Annotated in this window: 17 protein-coding genes; 5 read left to right on the forward strand and 12 right to left on the reverse strand. The window is 67.1% G+C overall.

Annotated elements, in window-relative coordinates; translation table 11 throughout:
* Positions 1-3 precede the first annotated feature (3 nt).
* Complete coding sequence (locus AB0876_RS14500; protein WP_088304089.1) at positions 4-258, forward strand: DUF2631 domain-containing protein; 255 nt, start codon at positions 4-6, stop codon at positions 256-258.
* Positions 259-280: 22 nt separating this feature from the next.
* Here the strand turns inward: AB0876_RS14500 and AB0876_RS14505 are convergent, their stop codons facing one another.
* A complete protein-coding gene (locus AB0876_RS14505; protein WP_526042251.1) occupies positions 281-1,147 on the reverse strand; it encodes an acyl-CoA thioesterase in 867 nt (288 codons plus the stop codon).
* Positions 1,147-1,752 (reverse strand): hypothetical protein, encoded by a 606-nt coding sequence (locus AB0876_RS14510; RefSeq protein WP_526042252.1) that lies wholly within the window; start codon positions 1,750-1,752, stop codon positions 1,147-1,149. Before AB0876_RS14510 ends, AB0876_RS14505 begins: the two co-directional genes overlap by 1 nt.
* Before the next feature lie 209 nt (positions 1,753-1,961).
* On the opposite strand from AB0876_RS14510, the gene AB0876_RS14515 reads away from it, so the two are divergent.
* Positions 1,962-2,669, forward strand: coding sequence for a DUF427 domain-containing protein (locus AB0876_RS14515; protein WP_491838704.1), 708 nt, complete (start codon positions 1,962-1,964; stop codon positions 2,667-2,669).
* A gap of 33 nt (positions 2,670-2,702) precedes the next feature.
* Complete coding sequence (locus AB0876_RS14520; RefSeq protein ID WP_491838703.1) at positions 2,703-3,182, forward strand: SRPBCC family protein; 480 nt, start codon at positions 2,703-2,705, stop codon at positions 3,180-3,182.
* A gap of 9 nt (positions 3,183-3,191) precedes the next feature.
* Here AB0876_RS14520 and AB0876_RS14525 read toward each other — a convergent pair whose 3' ends face one another.
* From AB0876_RS14525 to AB0876_RS14560, 8 genes are all read right to left on the reverse strand, one after another.
* The gene (locus AB0876_RS14525; protein ID WP_526042253.1) at positions 3,192-4,427 is read right to left on the reverse strand and encodes a MinD/ParA family ATP-binding protein; all 1,236 of its coding nucleotides are present in this window, start codon (positions 4,425-4,427) and stop codon (positions 3,192-3,194) included.
* 176 nt (positions 4,428-4,603) lie between these two features.
* Positions 4,604-5,527, reverse strand: a complete 924-nt coding sequence (locus tag AB0876_RS14530) for an alpha/beta hydrolase (protein WP_526042254.1) — start codon at positions 5,525-5,527, stop codon at positions 4,604-4,606.
* Between the two features lie 3 nt (positions 5,528-5,530).
* A complete protein-coding gene (locus tag AB0876_RS14535) occupies positions 5,531-7,066 on the reverse strand; it encodes a flavin-containing monooxygenase (protein WP_526042255.1) in 1,536 nt (511 codons plus the stop codon).
* Complete coding sequence (locus tag AB0876_RS14540; protein ID WP_526042256.1) at positions 7,048-7,752, reverse strand: SDR family NAD(P)-dependent oxidoreductase; 705 nt, start codon at positions 7,750-7,752, stop codon at positions 7,048-7,050. The genes AB0876_RS14535 and AB0876_RS14540 overlap by 19 nt, the downstream gene beginning before the upstream one ends.
* 38 nt (positions 7,753-7,790) lie before the next feature.
* Complete coding sequence (locus tag AB0876_RS14545) at positions 7,791-8,576, reverse strand: HpcH/HpaI aldolase family protein (protein ID WP_526042257.1); 786 nt, start codon at positions 8,574-8,576, stop codon at positions 7,791-7,793.
* On the reverse strand, positions 8,573-9,541 hold the full coding sequence (locus AB0876_RS14550; protein WP_526042258.1) for a zinc-binding dehydrogenase: 969 nt from the start codon (positions 9,539-9,541) through the stop codon (positions 8,573-8,575). Before AB0876_RS14550 ends, AB0876_RS14545 begins: the two co-directional genes overlap by 4 nt.
* A gap of 1 nt (position 9,542) precedes the next feature.
* Entirely contained in the window at positions 9,543-10,781 is a 1,239-nt protein-coding gene (locus AB0876_RS14555; protein WP_491838696.1) for a cytochrome P450, read from the reverse strand.
* An 8-nt stretch (positions 10,782-10,789) separates the two neighbouring features.
* Entirely contained in the window at positions 10,790-11,494 is a 705-nt protein-coding gene (locus tag AB0876_RS14560; RefSeq protein WP_526042259.1) for an NIPSNAP family protein, read from the reverse strand.
* 76 nt (positions 11,495-11,570) lie between these two features.
* Here AB0876_RS14560 and AB0876_RS14565 point away from each other — a divergent pair, with 76 nt between their 5' ends.
* Positions 11,571-12,431: an SMP-30/gluconolactonase/LRE family protein gene (locus AB0876_RS14565; protein ID WP_526042260.1), complete on the forward strand. Its 861-nt coding sequence runs from the start codon at positions 11,571-11,573 to the stop codon at positions 12,429-12,431.
* A 12-nt stretch (positions 12,432-12,443) separates the two neighbouring features.
* A complete protein-coding gene (locus tag AB0876_RS14570; protein WP_526042261.1) occupies positions 12,444-13,265 on the forward strand; it encodes an acyl-CoA thioesterase domain-containing protein in 822 nt (273 codons plus the stop codon).
* A 45-nt stretch (positions 13,266-13,310) separates the two neighbouring features.
* On the opposite strand, the gene AB0876_RS14575 is transcribed toward AB0876_RS14570, so the two are convergent.
* Positions 13,311-14,489 (reverse strand): alpha-hydroxy acid oxidase, encoded by a 1,179-nt coding sequence (locus AB0876_RS14575; RefSeq protein ID WP_526042262.1) that lies wholly within the window; start codon positions 14,487-14,489, stop codon positions 13,311-13,313.
* The gene (locus AB0876_RS14580) at positions 14,486-15,394 is read right to left on the reverse strand and encodes a cyclase family protein (protein WP_526042263.1); all 909 of its coding nucleotides are present in this window, start codon (positions 15,392-15,394) and stop codon (positions 14,486-14,488) included. The genes AB0876_RS14575 and AB0876_RS14580 overlap by 4 nt, the downstream gene beginning before the upstream one ends.
* Positions 15,395-15,417 lie beyond the last annotated feature (23 nt).

The raw sequence follows: 15,417 nt of genomic DNA on the forward strand, positions 1-15,417 counted from the left end.
ACCGTGGCCAGCACCGAAGTGGAGCGCAACAACGGCGTCGACGTCGAGGAAGTGCCGTCCGCAGCGTGGGGCTGGTCGGATCTGAACATCAAGGTGATCCACCTCGGCGGCATCCTGTCCGCGATCTTCCTGCTGGTCATGATGCGCGGCAACCACATCGGCTGGGTCGAGAACTGGTTCCTCATCTCGTTTGCCGCGATCATCTTCCTGGCCGTGATCCGCAACATCTGGCTGCGTCGCCGCGGCTGGATCCGCTAGCCGCGCACCGTGCCCGCCGGCCCTACAACCGGGCCGGCACATCGATCGAGGTATCCACCGGTCGCATCGGGCGAATCAGCCCCTCCTGGGCGAACGACGCCAGCAACTCGCCATCCTCGGTATGCACCTGACCGCGGACATATGACATCCCCTGTCCGGCCGCGGTGCTCTCGTGGCTGTAGAGCAACCAACCGTCCCACTCCACCGACTCGTGGAAGCTGACCGCTGTCGACATCAGGGCTGTCGACAGCGTCGAGTGCGCCTGCGCCGTGCCGATCCCCCGATGCGGCCGCATGGTGGTGGAGATTCCGAGCTGCCCGGTGAAATACGCCAGCAGCGCCTTGGCGAGATCGTCCCGTTCGGGGATCGGGTCATAGCGCAGCCAGGCATAGAGTTCGGGCGGCCCCACCTCCTCGGGACTGTTCACGTCGACCACATCGACCAGGCGCAACTCATGACCCGCCATCGCCCGCCCGGCCGGGTGTGCATCCTCGGGCGTCTCGACGTCGGGCCGCAACGCATGGTGACTGACGACGTCGCCCGTGGGCACATCGGCGAGGACCGTAACGGTCGCGCACAACCGTGAATCCTGGGCGACGGCCACCACAGCCGTCGCCGTCGAACGGCCCTCGTGCACCACGTTCACCGCCAGCTCAACGGTGGAGTCGATCTCGATCGGCCTGGTAAAGACCGCATGCGCCGAACGAATTGTCTTGTCGGGGCACCGCTTTGCCACCGCGACGATGGCCTGGCCCAACGCTTGCGCACCCTTGGCCACCTGCCTGCCGTCGGTGCCGACCGGTCCGGTGACGCCGACGAACCGATCCGACCCGACAGGCGTCACATCGAACACCTCGAGCAGGCCGGCGACGGACGCCTGTTGGGGCATCAACACACCGGCACCAGATCGGCCTCGAGCAGGCCTGCCGACCGTCCATACCGGAACAGTGTCTCCACCTGCCCGGCCGAACCCGGATCCGCCCCGGCGACCGCCAAGGCGTGGGCCTTGAACGCCAGCGCCGCCGCACTCGGCCGGTACTGCACGCGGTCAACGGCCTCACCGAGACCGTCCGGGCCGTGTGCCCCGAAAAACACCACACCGGCACCGGATCGGCGCACGGTGCGTACGTGGTCGCCGGATTCGAACCGGTCGGTCGCGATCGCCGTCATCGCCACCGCATCCGCCTCGGTCGGCAGCCACAGGCCGGTCAGATCAACGGCTTTCAGCCCGAGGATCCGGAGCGCACGCTCGTCTGCACAGGCATCGGCGGCGACGCTGACGCGCCAGCCCGCCATCGCCCGGTCGAACAACCATCCGCCGATGGCCGACACCACGGCGGTGACATCGGCAGCCACCACGTTGAGTTCGTACTGCAGGGCCTTGTCGGGCCGCGCCCGCGGCCCGGAGAGCGGGCTGGTGCGGGCAACCGTGCCGAGCACATTGCCGCCGCGCGCTTCGGACAACTGTGCGGACATTCCTGACTGTGGGGACATAGGGCATCCAATCCGGGTCCAAAGGGCTGATCGGCCGGCACTCTCGACGGGGGTGTTGCGGTGTGGCCCGCCTCACCCAACAGCGTGACATTCTCAAGAGAATCTGTAAAGCTTCTATCTGGACGCAGCGATCAGTCCCACGAACGGACACCGCTGCGTTCGATAGCCGCGCCCACAACCAGCAGGTCTGCCAAAATGGAGGTCCCGCAATGAGTCTCGTCGCAGGGCGGGGTCCGTTGAGTACACAACCGGCCGGTTGGTTCACACCTCCGCTCGCTGATGGCACGGTCTACGTCGAACCGCACCCGCGCCGTATTCAAGCCTTGCGCGGTGATGTCGCCGTACTCGACACCGAACATGCCCTGATGGTGCACCGCGCCGGCCAGCCGCTCAGCTATGCGTTTCCGAGCGACGAGGTCGGCGACCTTCCGCACGCGCCCGTGGCCGAGGCACCGGGATATGTGACGGTGCCCTGGGATGCCGTCGACGCATGGTTCGAAGAGGGACGCAAGCTGGTGCACTACCCGCCGAACCCCTACCACCGGGTCGACTGCCGGCCGACCCGCCGCGGCCTGCGGGTGACGGCCGGTGACACCGTTCTGGTCGACACCGACGACACGGTGATCGTCTTCGAGACGGCGCTGGAACCGCGGCTGTATGTGGACCCCACCCTGGTCCGCACCGATCTCCTGCAACCCAGTTCGACCACGTCGTACTGCAACTACAAGGGCACCGCCACCTATTGGTCGGCGGTCGTCGGCGGCACCGTCATCGCCGACGTGGCGTGGAGTTACCCCGACACCCCTCCCGAGTCCCTGCCCATCCAGGGATTCCTCAGCTTCGACACCACGCGGGTGGACATCCTCGCCGAGCTCCCCTCCTCGGGGGCATCGGCAACCTGCGGCTGCGAACTCTGACCACACTGGGAATACCGAGGAAGGCGAACAACATTGGGCATCGTGACGACCAGTTCCGAAACCGCGTTCACACAATCGGCGGAGGAGATCTATGACTTCGTCACCAATCCGGCGAACTGGGTGAAGACCTATCCGGGCAGCGCGCACATCGGCGGATTACCCGAGCGGCTACCGCTGGAGGTCGGCGACACCTGGACCGAGGCCGGACCCGACGGCACGCAGATCTACACCTGGCACCTGGCGATCGCCATGCGACCGCGGATGTGGGTGTTCAACTCGGTTGGCCGGCTCGGCCACGATGCCGACGGCAACGGCGGTAAAGAAGGCCGCATCACCGTGCAGTACCAGTTCACCCGCCCGGGCAACGACATCACGCTGTTCAGCCGCACGATGACCATCGAGGCCTACAAAGATGCCCCGTTGCCGGATGCGCTGTTCCGCGTGGTCAACCCGGCCAATATCGACGCCTATCACGCCGCTGTGGCACGGGAGCTGAGCGGCGGGTCAAGCTAGGACCGCGGATCAGACGCCTGCGCCGCCCTCGAAATCGTCGGACAGCGCGGCCGCCAGCTGCAGGGTGCGGCGCCGGAACGCCGGTCGCAACAGATCGAAATGGATCTCGGTGCCCGCGGCGATGTGCTTGTCCCACGGCAGCACGAACACCCGGCCCGGGGCCACGTGCTTCTGAAACTGGTGCACCAGGTCGCCGGTGTTCACGTTGGGTTTGCGGGGCCCGACGTGGTTGACCACCACGCAGGAGCGGTTGAGCAGGTCCTGGTAGCCGTTGTGGCGCAGCCAGTCCATGGTGACCGCGGCCTGGCGGGCACCGTCGATCGAGGCGCTGGCCACGATGACCGCGCTCGAAACCGTCGCCAGCACGCCACGGCCCGCCGGCGCGAACATGTCGGCCGCGCAGTCGGCCAGCACCAGGTTGTAGTGCTTGGAGACAGCGGCGGTGGCCGCATTCCAGTCGGTGTCGTTGAAGGCCCGGCCGGCGCCGCTGTACTCATCGCTGGACAGCACCTCCAGCTTCGACTCGTTCATGCTGGTGTAGGCCCGGACATCGTTGTAACGCGACAGGTCCTTGGCGGCCAGGAGATCGCTCACCGTCGCCGCGGACTGCCGTCCTGCCCGATCGGCCAGATTGCCGCCCGCCGGGTCGGCGTCGACGGCGAGGATCCGGTCACCCCGAACCGCGCTCAGCACCGATCCGAGCGCCACGGTGACAGCGGTCTTGCCCACGCCGCCCTTCAGGCCGAAGACACCGATCTGGTGGGACTCACGGGCGGTGCGGCGCACCCTGGCGTAGAGGTCCAGTTCGTACAGTTCGTCACGGGACAACCCCAGGTTGAGGCGGGTGGTGACATAGACCGCCCGCCGCCAGCCGCGCCGTGGCTGCATCTTGACCGAGGAGCGCACGCCGACGCGGGAGAGATTGTCGATGGCGCGGGGCTCTCCCGGAGCGGCCGGCGGAACCGGCTGCTCCAGGATCCAGCTCCCGGCCGAGGACGACCCGCTGATCGGGCGGCCCGGGACCGGCGGGAGCTTGGTGGTGATCTCCGATTCGCGGGGAGCGGCGAAATTCGAGGTCAGAACGATCGGAGGAGTCGATACCCTGGCGTCGCCGTGGCGGGACCGTCCGCTCGGCAGCGCCGCGACCGGTCCACCCAGCAGGGCGTCAAGTCCGCCGTATCCCAGAGGTTCCCTGGCGTGTTTGGCGTCGCCGGAGTACATGAGCCGGTCGTCGTCGGCCGACATAGTTACCTCTCAATCGCTTACTCGCTCCCGACGTACCCGGGTTGACCCCTCGGGCGTGCCGTAGCCATCGTCGCACCGGCCGCACAGATTTGTCCGTGCGAAATCCGGATAGAACAGACCTGCATTATTGCCCACAACGTCGATCGCAACCACCGCCGAGCTGGCCAGCTACCGCGTCATCCGTGCAGGGCGCGGCGCAAAGCCGCACCTTGTAGTGCGAAAAGTTGGTGGCTGACCTCCCACTCGGGAAGCAACGAATCGAACCCGTGGCATGTCCCGGGAAACAGATGCAGTTCGGTGGCAACGCCCTCGGCCAGCAGCCTGCGCGCATAGTCGAGTGCCTCGTCGCGCAGCGGATCGAGTTCCGAGCAGGTGATCAGCGCGGGCGCCACACCGGCCAGGGTCGCGGCCCGGGCGGGCACCGCCGTCTCCGGAACGTCCCTCCCGCCCGCATAGTGCCGCCACATCGCCACCGTCGCCGGACCGTCGAACCCCGGGGTGTCGGTGAATTCCTGCTTGGACCGGGTGGGCCGGTCGTCGAGCACCGGCTGATGCAGTGCCTGGAACACGATCGGTGGAGCGGCACCGGCTGCGGAGTGCTGCGCCAGCAGCGCGGCCAGCGCGCCGCCGGCGCTGGTGCCGGCAACCGCGATGCGGCCGGCATCGATGTCGAGTTCCCCGGCCAGGGTGGCGGCCCAGTTGAGCACCACCATCGCGTCGTCGAAAGCGGCCGGATACGGGTACTCGGGCGCGAGCCGGTAGTCCATCGCGATCACCGTGCACCGGGCTCGCCGGGCCAGCTCCACGCATTGGATCTGGTCGGTGTCGAGGTTGCCGAGGACGAAGGCACCCGAATGGCAGTAGACGACCGCCGGCGACGGCGACGGTCCACCGCGGTAGATCCGTACCGGGATGGTGCGCCGCCCGAGTGCGACGCGGGCCCCGACGATCTCCACGCCGGGGGTGTCCAGGACCTGCGCAGCCTCCCGCCGACGCTGATCCAGCGAGGTACGCACCACGCCCAGCTGATCGGTGCTCAGGTCGGTCCGGGCCTCGGCAAACCCGTGTAACGCGGGGTCGAGGCGCTCCAGCCAGGCCATGGCTCAGCCGTCCGTCCGATCGGCGGCCGCGGTGACCCGGGCCGGGTAGTTGATGGGCGGTTCGAAAGTGTAGTCCGCGGACCGGAACCGACGGGTCATCGACCAGAAAGCTCTGGCGCTGCGTGGCCACTGGGTGACCACCCGGCCGCTCGGAGCCCGGAAGTAACTGCTGCATCGGGTCAGCCACACGGTGCCCTGCATCCACCGGTCAATGTCGGCGAGAAACGCGGCCATCGCGCCGGGACGCACCGCGACATAGGACTTACGTTTGCGCCGAAGGTGTTTGAGTGCCCGCACCACGTAGCGGGCCTGCGCCTCGAGGATGAAGATGACGCTGTTGGAGCCGACATTGGTGTTCGGCCCGTACAGCATGAAGAAGTTCGGGAAGCCCGGCACGGCCATTCCCAGGTAGGCGAACGCCCCGTCGCTCCAGATGTCGTGCAGCGACACCCCGCCCTCACCGGTCACCTCGATCTCGCCCAGGTAATCGGCCGCCGCATAACCGGTGGCGCACACCACCACATCGACGTCGAGTTCCCGACCGTCCTCGGTGACCAGCGACCGGGACCGCAGCGCACGAGCCGGACTGGAGACCACCTCGACGTTGGGCCGGGTCAGGGTGGCGATGAAATCCGGGGAGAACACCAGTCTCTTGCACCCCAGTGGGTGGTCCGGGGTCAGCCGGGCCCGCAACTCGTCGTCGGCCACAGTCGATTCGAGGAGATTGAGCGCAACCGCCTTGAACTCCTGGGTCTTGTCGCTGCCGTTCTCGATGACCGCGATGTTGGATTCACTGCGCAGCCAGAGCCGGGTCCGGTAGATCTTCTTCGCGAACGGCACATGGGCGAACAGCCAGCGTTCACGGTCGGTGTACGGGCGGTCGGGCTTGGGCAGCACCCAGGTCGCCGAACGCTGCACCGAGTACACCTTCTCGGCCACCTTCGCCAGCTCCGGAACCACTTGGGAGGCAGTCGATCCGGTACCGAGCACGGCCACCCGGGCACCGTCCAGCTTCACCCCGTGATCCCACTGCGCGGTGTGCATGACGGTGCCGGTAAACGGCTCCTCGGCCACCAGATCCGGCTGCAACGGCTGGGTGAACAGGCCGATCGCCGACACCACGATGTCGAATCGGTGCTGCCCGCCCGAGGCTGTGGTCAACAACCAACTGTTGGTGTCGGCGTTCCACCGCGCCGAGGTGACCTCGGTGTTCAGCTGCAGATGCGGGCCCAACCGGTAGCGCTCGGTGCAGCGCTCGAAGTACTCGAGGATCTCCGGTTGCCCCGCCCACAGCCGGCTCCAGTCGGCATTGAGATCGAACGAATACGAGTACAGGTGCGACTTCACGTCGCACGCCAGACCCGGGTACGTGTTGATCCGCCATGTCCCGCCGACCCCGTCTTCGCGGTCGAAGATCGTAAAATCGTCGAAACCGGCCTTTTTCAGGAAGATTCCGAGCGCCAGCCCACCCGGGCCGGCCCCGATGATCCCCACCGAGAGTTTCGAGCTGGGCACCGGCGTCATCCGATCTTCAGACATTGGCCGCCGTCGATGACGAGCTCCGAGCCGGTGATGAACGCCGCCTGGTCCGACAGCAGAAACGCCACGGCGTCGGCCATCTCGCTCGGCTTGCCCAGCCGCCCCAACGTCGCCCGCTCTGTGAGCCGGGCCTTGGTGGACTCGTCGAGCATCGGCGTCTCGACGGGTCCGGGAAAGATCGCGTTGACCCGGATCCCGTCGCGGCCGAGTTCGGCAGCTGCCACCTGAGTGAGCCCGCGTAGTGCCCACTTCGACGAACCGTACGCCGCGTGGTGTGGAAACGGGCGTATCGCGCCAGTGCTGCAGGTGTTCACCACTGCGGCGTTGTCCGCCCGCCGCAGCGGCTCGAGCGCGGCCTGCAGTCCCAGGAAGGGCCCCAGGCAATTCACCCGCCACAGGCTCTCGAAACCGCTCGGAGTTTCCTCGGCGATCGAGGCACTGTGCAGCACACCGGCGTTGTTCACCAGTGCGTTGAGCGCCCCGAATCGGGCCACAGTGGCTGCCACGGCGGCCCGCCAGTGCTCTGGCGATGTCACGTCCAGTTCGACCGCCAACACGTTTTCGCCGAACTCGGTTGTGGTGGGGGTGAGTTCGTCGATCAGGTGATCCCCCGCGGTCACCCGGTAGCCGTCGGCCACCAGCCGACGCACGATCGCGGCACCTTGTCCGCGGGCAGCCCCGGTCACCAAGGCCACCCGGGCGCTGCTGGGCTCTGGTCCTGCGTTCAGTTGTAGCCTCCTCGTTCGGTGGCCGGCACGGCCTGCCCTACGGCTTCGTTGAGATGCTCGGCGGCGCCGCGGCGCAACGCCTGCGATTCCGAGGCCAGCGTGACCATCTGGAACCCCAAGTCGGCCATTGCCTTTCCCAGTTTTCCTGCCCCGGCATGGATCCCGGAGACCAGCCCGGCCGCATGGGCGGCAGTCCGGATCGTGACCATCGCCGCCCGCACCTCGGGGTGCGTCCAGGCATCGGACAGTTGGTAACCCATCGAGATGGCCAGATCAGCCGGGCCGACGTAGATCCCGGCGAGGCCGGGCACCGCGCAGATCTCGTCGGCAGCGGCCAGCCCCCGTGCGGTCTCGATCATCGCGAACACACTCACCCGGGATTCCAACGCAGCGGTGTCGTGTCCCAGACCCGCCCGCAGCGGCCCGAAGCTGCGTATCCCGGCCGGCGCATATCGCGTGGCCGCCACCGCCGCGGCGGCCTGCTCGGCCGATTCCACCATCGCGATGATCACCGCGTCAGCGCCGGCGTCGAGCACTCGGCCGATCGGTGCGGGATCGGCCGAGGGCAGGCGAACGGCGGTGGCGATCGGGACGTGTTCGAGCCGCCGCAACAGCAACGCCACGTCCGCATCGTCGAGATAGCCGTGCTGAACGTCGAATCCGACGTAGTGGTAGCCGGCCGCGGCGAACTCCTCGGGACCGAGGATCGTCGGTCCGACCACCCAGCCGCCCCAGACCTGGGCGTTGGACGCCAGTGCGTTCTGCAGTCTGCTGGGGTTCATCGGCTGATCGCAATCTTGACGCGCTCGGGCACCGGACGACAGGCCAGTTCGAATGCCGCCTGCACATCGTCCGAGCCGAAAGTGTGGGTCACGTAACTGGGCAACAGGTCGGGATGCTCCCTGGCGAACTCGTCGGCCCGGCGCAGCACGCGCTGACGGTCCAGTGTCACACCGGATTTCAGGGTCAAGTTGTTCCGCAACATCGTGCGCATGCTGATCGGATAGCTGTCGTCGTCGGGCACCCCGAAGTAGAACACCGTGCCCCCGAACCCGGCAGCTTCCAAGGCATGGTTGAGCGTGGCGACCTGATGTCCGACCGCCTCGATCACGACATCGGGCTTACCGGTGGGCCCGAGGTGCCGAACCCAGCGGTCGCTGGTGGCCCGGATCGGGGTATCGACACCGAACTGGCTGCTCACCGAGAAGCGGTCCACCGGGTCCACGCCGGTGACCTGCGCCGCGCCGAAAGCTTTCGCCACATAGGAGAACAGCAGGCCGATAGAACCCTGCCCGATGACGGCGACGTGGCGGCCCTTCAGGTCCGGTAGCTGCTCGACGGCGTAGAGGACACATGCCAGCGGTTGCAGTCCGACGGCATGCTCCGGGCTCAGCGCCGGGTCGTAGGCCACCAGTCCGGCTCCGTCGGCGACGACGCGTCCCATCAGACCGTCGAATCCCGAGGCCCAGCCGACCACCCGCTCCCCCGGCCGGTGGTCGGGATGACGGCTGGCCAGTACCTCACCGACGATCTCGTGGATCGGGAAGCCGGTCATCTCCGCTGCGCAGCACCCGGTGTCGCCCGGCAACTTGCCCTGGGTGCCGCGGAACCCCGGCAGGTCGCTGCCGCAGATCCCGGCGGCCAGGAAGTCGAGCAACACCTGACCGTCGGCCAGTGATTCCGCCGAGGGCTCTGAAACCTCTTGTCTTTCAAACGTGTACGGGGCGACGAGCCGATAGGACCACACGTCATACCTCCACAGGAATGTTGTTCCAGCCCCACTGGAAACTCGACGGCGGCCGCGATGCCGCGGACTCGTCGATGTGGTAGTCGGGCACACGTTTGAGGAATTCCTGGATCATGATGGTGATCTCCAACCGAGCCACGTGGACGCCGAGGCAGAAGTGCTGCCCGTGGCCGAACGACAACAGCCGTTCGATGCGCCTGTTCCACACGAAGTCATCCGGGTTCTCGTATTCGCGTTCATCCCGGGCTGCCGAGGCCAACAGGGTGATGACACGCTGGCCGGGGTTGATCGTGGTGCCGTGAATGGTGTAGGGCCGCCGGACCGTTCGGGCGAACCACTGTGCGGGTGCACTGTGACGGATGATCTCTTCCCTGGCGATCGGCACATTGCCCTCGAGATCGGATCGGACCTCGGCCAGTTGGTCGGGGTGGCGCAGCAGTTGCCACAGCCCGGTCGCGGTGATCTTGGGAACGGTCTCGGTGCCGCCGATGAACACGCCGAGCATCTGCACGGCAGCTTCCATGTCACCGAAAGCCGAGCCGTCGGGCAACCGGAACTCGATCAGGGCATCGGCGATCGGCACGCTGCCGTCGTGCCCTTCGGCACGCCGGCGTTCGATGATCGGGGTGAGGTAGGACAGGTAGCCAGGCCGTGCGTTGCCGACCTCGACCCCTTCCCCAGGCTGCGCGAGGCTGCCTGCGTTGACCGTCGCCAACACCTCCGGCGCGAGATCGGCTGGTAGTCCGACGAATTCGCAGACCATCGCGGCCGCCACGATGCCCCCATAGTCCTGCGTGAGGTCGAAGGTACCGCGCGGCAGCAGCTCGTCCAGGCGCTCGTTGGCCAATGTTCGGATCCGCTCTGCCAGCTTGGCCGCCGACCGCGGCCGGAACTGCGCCGAGGTGCAGCGCCGCACGTTCTCGTAGAGCGGAGAATCGAAGTTGGCGTGGAACGGCATGGGATGCAACGCCGGATCCGACACCGGGCCGGTGTTGCGGTGCGCCAGCACGTTTGCGGCCGGCAGGGTGCCCTCGGAGGCGACGAAGGTTCCGTCGTTGACCCCGAGCAGGTTCCAGATGTCGTCGAACCGGGACAACGCATAGGTGTCCCACTTGTCGATGTAATACGCCGGGTACTCGTCGCGCAGGATCCGGTAGTACGGCAGCGGGTTGGCCATCACCTCCGGATCGAACGGGTCGTAGGTGAAATCCTGCAGCAGAGGCTGTTTCGTCGAGTTCATGGCCGCCTTCACTTCAGCGGTGACGGCGGCAGCGCCGAAAGGATCGAATCCTCCCAGCCGTCGCGCAGCGCGGGGGCCACGCTCATCCAGGTGACGATCTCCGCGGGCGGGTTCCCCTTCCAGGACGGGTAGTGGTTCTCGAAACAATCCCAGTCATCGTCGAGCGCCCAGTAATGGATGACCTCGTTGAACCGGAAAGTCGTGATGAACGAGCCCAGCCAGCGCTTGCCCGTACTCTCCGACCACGGCACATACAGCCGCTCCAGTTCCCGGATGTAGTCGTCCTGGCGCCCCGGCTTGGTCTCCATGATCTCCTGGATCACCAGGCCGGCACCGAAATTCGCCTCGCGCAGCTGCGCGAGGGTCCTGTTGTACTTGCCGGCGTACATGATCCGGCCCTCACCACGGGCCCCGATCTCGGACAGGTAGGCCGCCCACTGCATTGCGGGCTTCTCATGGCTGCCGCCGACCGCCTGCGCCTTGCCGATCCGGGCGTAGTCGGCAAATGCGTCGATCTCCCAGATGATCGTCACCTGCGGCCAGTGCCCGTTGTACGGCGTGGTTTCCCAGATCGAGAACAGCCGGGCTCCGAGGTCCTCCATCATCGGCTGATAGACCTCGCCGAAGATTTCTGTGAACCGATCGGTCCGACCCGACCCCAGGTCGATGGTCTCGTGCAGATACAGCAGCGTGTGGCCATAGAACTTCTTCATCTAGGGCGCTCCGGTGGTTGACAGTGGCACCCTGCGAGCGTGACACTTGAGGCGTGTTTTGTAAAGGTGCGGGAACATGACGGCGGGAACCGACCAAACCGGGACAACCGAACTGGCACAGGGTTTCTGTTTTGGTGAAGGCCCGCGCTGGTTCGAGGGTCTGCTGTGGTTTTCCGACATGCTGGGCGAGGCCGTGCACACGGTCACGCTGGCAGGCTCCATGACCACGCTGCCGGTCCCCGGACATTCCCCGTCCGGGTTGGGTTTTCGGCCTGACGGCACCCTACTGATCGTGTCCACGGAAAGCCGCCAGGTGCTGCGCTACGACGGCGACGCCGTCGAACTTCTGGCCGATCTGACCGACCTGGTCCCCGCCGCCCTCGGCGACATGGTGGTCGACGAGCACGGCCGGGCCTATGTCGGATCGCAGGCCCGGACCGACGGGGTGATCGTGCGCATCGACCCCGACGGCACCACGGCTGTCGTCGCCGAACATCTCGACTTTCCGAACGGCATAGTGATCACCCCGGACGGCAGCACCCTGATCGTCGCGGAGTCCACCGCGCGACGGCTGAGCGCGTTCACCGTCCGCACCGACGGCAGTCTCACCGACCGGCGAGTGTTCGCCGAGGGTCTCGACGGCCCTCCTGACGGTCTCGCCATCGACGCAGCGGGCGGGGTGTGGGCGGCATTGACGTTGGCTCACGAGTTCCAGCGCATCGCGCCCGACGGATCGGCCGTCACGCACCGATTCGAAACCGACGGACGTACCGCCATCGCCTGCGCCCTCGGCGGTGTCGAGGGACGCACCCTGTTTCTGGTCACCACCACCGACGCCTATCCGGAGCGACTGATCGGCACCAAACTGTCGCGGGTCGACGCGCTGATGGTCGAAACGCCCGCTCCCGGCGATCACGACGCACATCACCACCACTGACGACAGGTAGACATGTCTGACTCTTACTACGAGCTGATCGACGAGAACGATCCGATCGGCGAGAAATTTCGCGCGACCGACATGGCGCGCGGCACGTGGTCGGCGGCGATCCAGCACGGTGCGCCGGTATCGGCATTGCTGGTGCGGGCGCTGGAAGGCTGCGAACACCGCGCCGACACTCGTTTGAGCCGGGTGGCGATCGATCTGATGGGCGGGGTGCCGTCGGAAGGTGACCTGTGGGTACGTGCGCAGCTGGAACGACCGGGCAAGCAGATCGAACTGGTCAGCGCCGAAATGCTGGCGCCCGGGCCCGATGGTGATCCCCGGGTGGTGGCGCGGGCCAGCGGTTGGCGGATGTTGCAGCTGGACACCACCGCGATCGCGCACACCGGGGTCGAGCCGCTACCACCGCTCGAGCAGGCCCGCAGCCGCGACATGGCCAAGAACTGGGAGCCCAACTACGTGCACAGCGTGGACTGGCGCTGGCTGACGGTGCCGCAGGCCCCCGGGCCCGGTGAGTCCTGGCTCAAACCGACGGTCGACGTGGTCAAGGGCGAGCCGATGACGCCGCTGCAGCGGCTGTTCGCGGTCGCCGACGACGCCAACGGAATCGGCTCCAAGATCGACATCCGAAAGTGGACGTTCCTCAACACCGATCTGGTCGTGCACGTCCACCGGGTGCCCGACGGCGAGTGGATCGGCATCCGTGCCGACACCAACTACGGGCCCGACGGCATCGGCGCCACGGTCGGGACGCTGTTCGACCAGGCCGGCGCCGTGGGCGCGATCCAGCAGTCGGTGCTGGTGCGGCCCCGCCCGCCCAAGCGTTCCTAACGCGAGGAGACGTGTAGGTACTCGTCAATAGCCATTTTTGGGTACCTAAGTGTCTACTCGGCGGAGAACTGAGCGGTCGAGGTCGGCGACGCTCGCGACGCCCATCAGCGTCAGCGTGGACCGGATCTCGGCAGCCAGGATGTCGAGCACCGCGCCCACCCCCGCGCCGCCGGCCACGGCCAGCCCGTAAATGTATGGCCGGCCGATCAGCACCGCGTCGGCGCCGAGAGCCAACGCCGTCACGACGTCAGTACCGGTTCGCACACCGCTGTCCAGCAGCACGGTGGCGCGGTCGCCGACCGCGTCCGCGATATCGGGCAGCGCGTCGACCGACGCGATCGCGCCATTGAGTTGGCGCCCACCATGATTGGACACCACCACGCCGGTGGCACCCACGTCGTCGATCGCGCGCACCGCATCATCGGGCTCCAGCACGCCCTTGACGAGGAAAGGCCCGTCCCAGCGCTCACGGAGCACGGCGACGTCACGCCAACTGAGATCCGGCCGCATCCGGCGATTTTGGATGCTGACGGATTCCACTGCCCCTTTCGCTCCGGCGGTATGGGTGAGGCTGCGCATCGTCATCCGCTGGTGTCGCAGCAGCCCGTACCACCAGTGCGGCCGGATCGCGGCGTCAGCGATCCGTCGCGGAGTGAGGATCGGCGGGTGTCCCATGCCGGTGCGTCGCTCCCCGGTGCGGTTGCCCTGCACCGGAACATCGACGGTGACCACCAGGGTGCGATACCCGGCGTCGCGGGCTCGGCTGAGCATCGAATCCGAGAACGGGCCATCGCCCCAGGGATACAGCTGGAACCAGTGGTCGGCCGAGGTGCCCGCCGCGACTTCCTCGATGGAGTACGACGACGCCGTGGACAGCGTCAGCCGGGTCCCGGCACGTTCGGCGGCCTGCGCAGCGGCCAGCTCACCCGACCAGTGCGCGAGGCCGGTGAGCCCCGTGGGGGCCAGCACCACCGGCAGGTCGAGTCGCTGTCCGTCGATCGTCACACCCACGTCAGCCCCGGAGTGACCGGACAGGACCCGTTGGCGCAGTGTCCAATTCGCAAAGGCGCTGCGATTGGCACGCAACGTGCGCTCGTCTTCGGCCCCGCCGTCGAGGTAGGCCCACACCATTTCCGGCAGCACCCGGCGCGCCGCGTCCCGAAAGTCCTCGACCGTGACCAACGGGGTCGGTGTGCGCAACCGATACTGAAAGGCCGGGCTCATTTGATCGCGATGGGTGTGACCGGCGACCCGACGGCATTGCTGATGCGCAGCGGCGGCGCCACGAACAGGAAGCTCCACAGGCCGTCAGCAGCACAGTCGGCGGCCAGCTCGTCGAGATCGAGGATCTCGGCCAGCGGCATGCCCATATCGCGGATCAGGATGCAGTGCAGTGGCAGCGTCTCCCCCGTCTCGCTGGGGATCACCTCGATGGCCCAGTTGTCACTGCCCACCGCCGCGACACCGCGGTCACGCAACCAGCGCGCACAGTCGATGCCAAGGCCCGGCTCGGTGGACATCCAGTCGTCGCGGCCCTGGGCCAGCAGCCTGCCCCGCCAACCGGTCCGCACCAGCAGGAAGTCGGCCTCTCCGACGGTCACGCCCTGCGCCTGTTCGGCCGCCTCGAGGTCGGTCGGCGTGATGGCGGTGCCACCTTCGAGCCAGTCCACTCCGTGCAACCGGGCGATGTCGAGCAGCACCCCGCGCCCGGCGATCTTGTCGGTGAAGGCGTCGACGGCCAGCTGACGGGCTCCGGCGCGGGTGCGGACCTGGTCTGTCGAGTAGCCGTTGTACAGCTTGTCGTCGTAGGCGACATGCGACAGGGCGTCCCACTGGGTGCCCGATTGCAGGGGCATGATGATCCAGTCGTCGGCGACCTGCAGCCCGTGCGGTTCCCAGTCATCGGGCTGCATGGACATCAGGTGAACCGGGTTGAGCCGGCCGCCGATACCGCTCTGCGGACCGTCCTTGCCCACCGGGATGCTCAGCTGAAACACCTTGCCCGAACGGACTTCACCGGCTGCGGCCTGCACGTGGCGCGGCTCGACGAGGTTGAGGGTGCCGATCTGGTCGTCGGGCCCCCATCGGCCCCAGTTGGACAGTTCGCGGCCGAGGTCTTTGAAACTCACGCTTTACAGAATTGCACAAAATT

It is taken from the genome of Mycobacterium sp. NPDC049093 (assembly GCF_040704635.1).
GTDB lineage: Bacteria > Actinomycetota > Actinomycetes > Mycobacteriales > Mycobacteriaceae > Mycobacterium.

Bases quoted from the DNA above. Each gene is read 5' to 3' on its own strand.
- AB0876_RS14510 (WP_526042252.1), bottom strand. From the start codon at position 1,752: ATGTCCCCACAGTCAGGAATGTCCGCACAGTTGTCCGAAGCGCGCGGC.
- AB0876_RS14545 (WP_526042257.1), bottom strand. From the start codon at position 8,576: ATGAACCCCAGCAGACTGCAGAACGCACTGGCGTCCAACGCCCAGGTC.
- AB0876_RS14575 (WP_526042262.1), bottom strand. From the start codon at position 14,489: ATGAGCCCGGCCTTTCAGTATCGGTTGCGCACACCGACCCCGTTGGTC.
- AB0876_RS14535 (WP_526042255.1), bottom strand. From the start codon at position 7,066: ATGTCTGAAGATCGGATGACGCCGGTGCCCAGCTCGAAACTCTCGGTG.
- AB0876_RS14530 (WP_526042254.1), bottom strand. From the start codon at position 5,527: ATGGCCTGGCTGGAGCGCCTCGACCCCGCGTTACACGGGTTTGCCGAG.
- AB0876_RS14505 (WP_526042251.1), bottom strand. From the start codon at position 1,147: ATGCCCCAACAGGCGTCCGTCGCCGGCCTGCTCGAGGTGTTCGATGTG.
- AB0876_RS14555 (WP_491838696.1), bottom strand. From the start codon at position 10,781: ATGAACTCGACGAAACAGCCTCTGCTGCAGGATTTCACCTACGACCCG.
- AB0876_RS14525 (WP_526042253.1), bottom strand. From the start codon at position 4,427: ATGTCGGCCGACGACGACCGGCTCATGTACTCCGGCGACGCCAAACAC.
- AB0876_RS14560 (WP_526042259.1), bottom strand. From the start codon at position 11,494: ATGAAGAAGTTCTATGGCCACACGCTGCTGTATCTGCACGAGACCATC.
- AB0876_RS14515 (WP_491838704.1), top strand. From the start codon at position 1,962: ATGAGTCTCGTCGCAGGGCGGGGTCCGTTGAGTACACAACCGGCCGGT.
- AB0876_RS14565 (WP_526042260.1), top strand. From the start codon at position 11,571: ATGACGGCGGGAACCGACCAAACCGGGACAACCGAACTGGCACAGGGT.
- AB0876_RS14570 (WP_526042261.1), top strand. From the start codon at position 12,444: ATGTCTGACTCTTACTACGAGCTGATCGACGAGAACGATCCGATCGGC.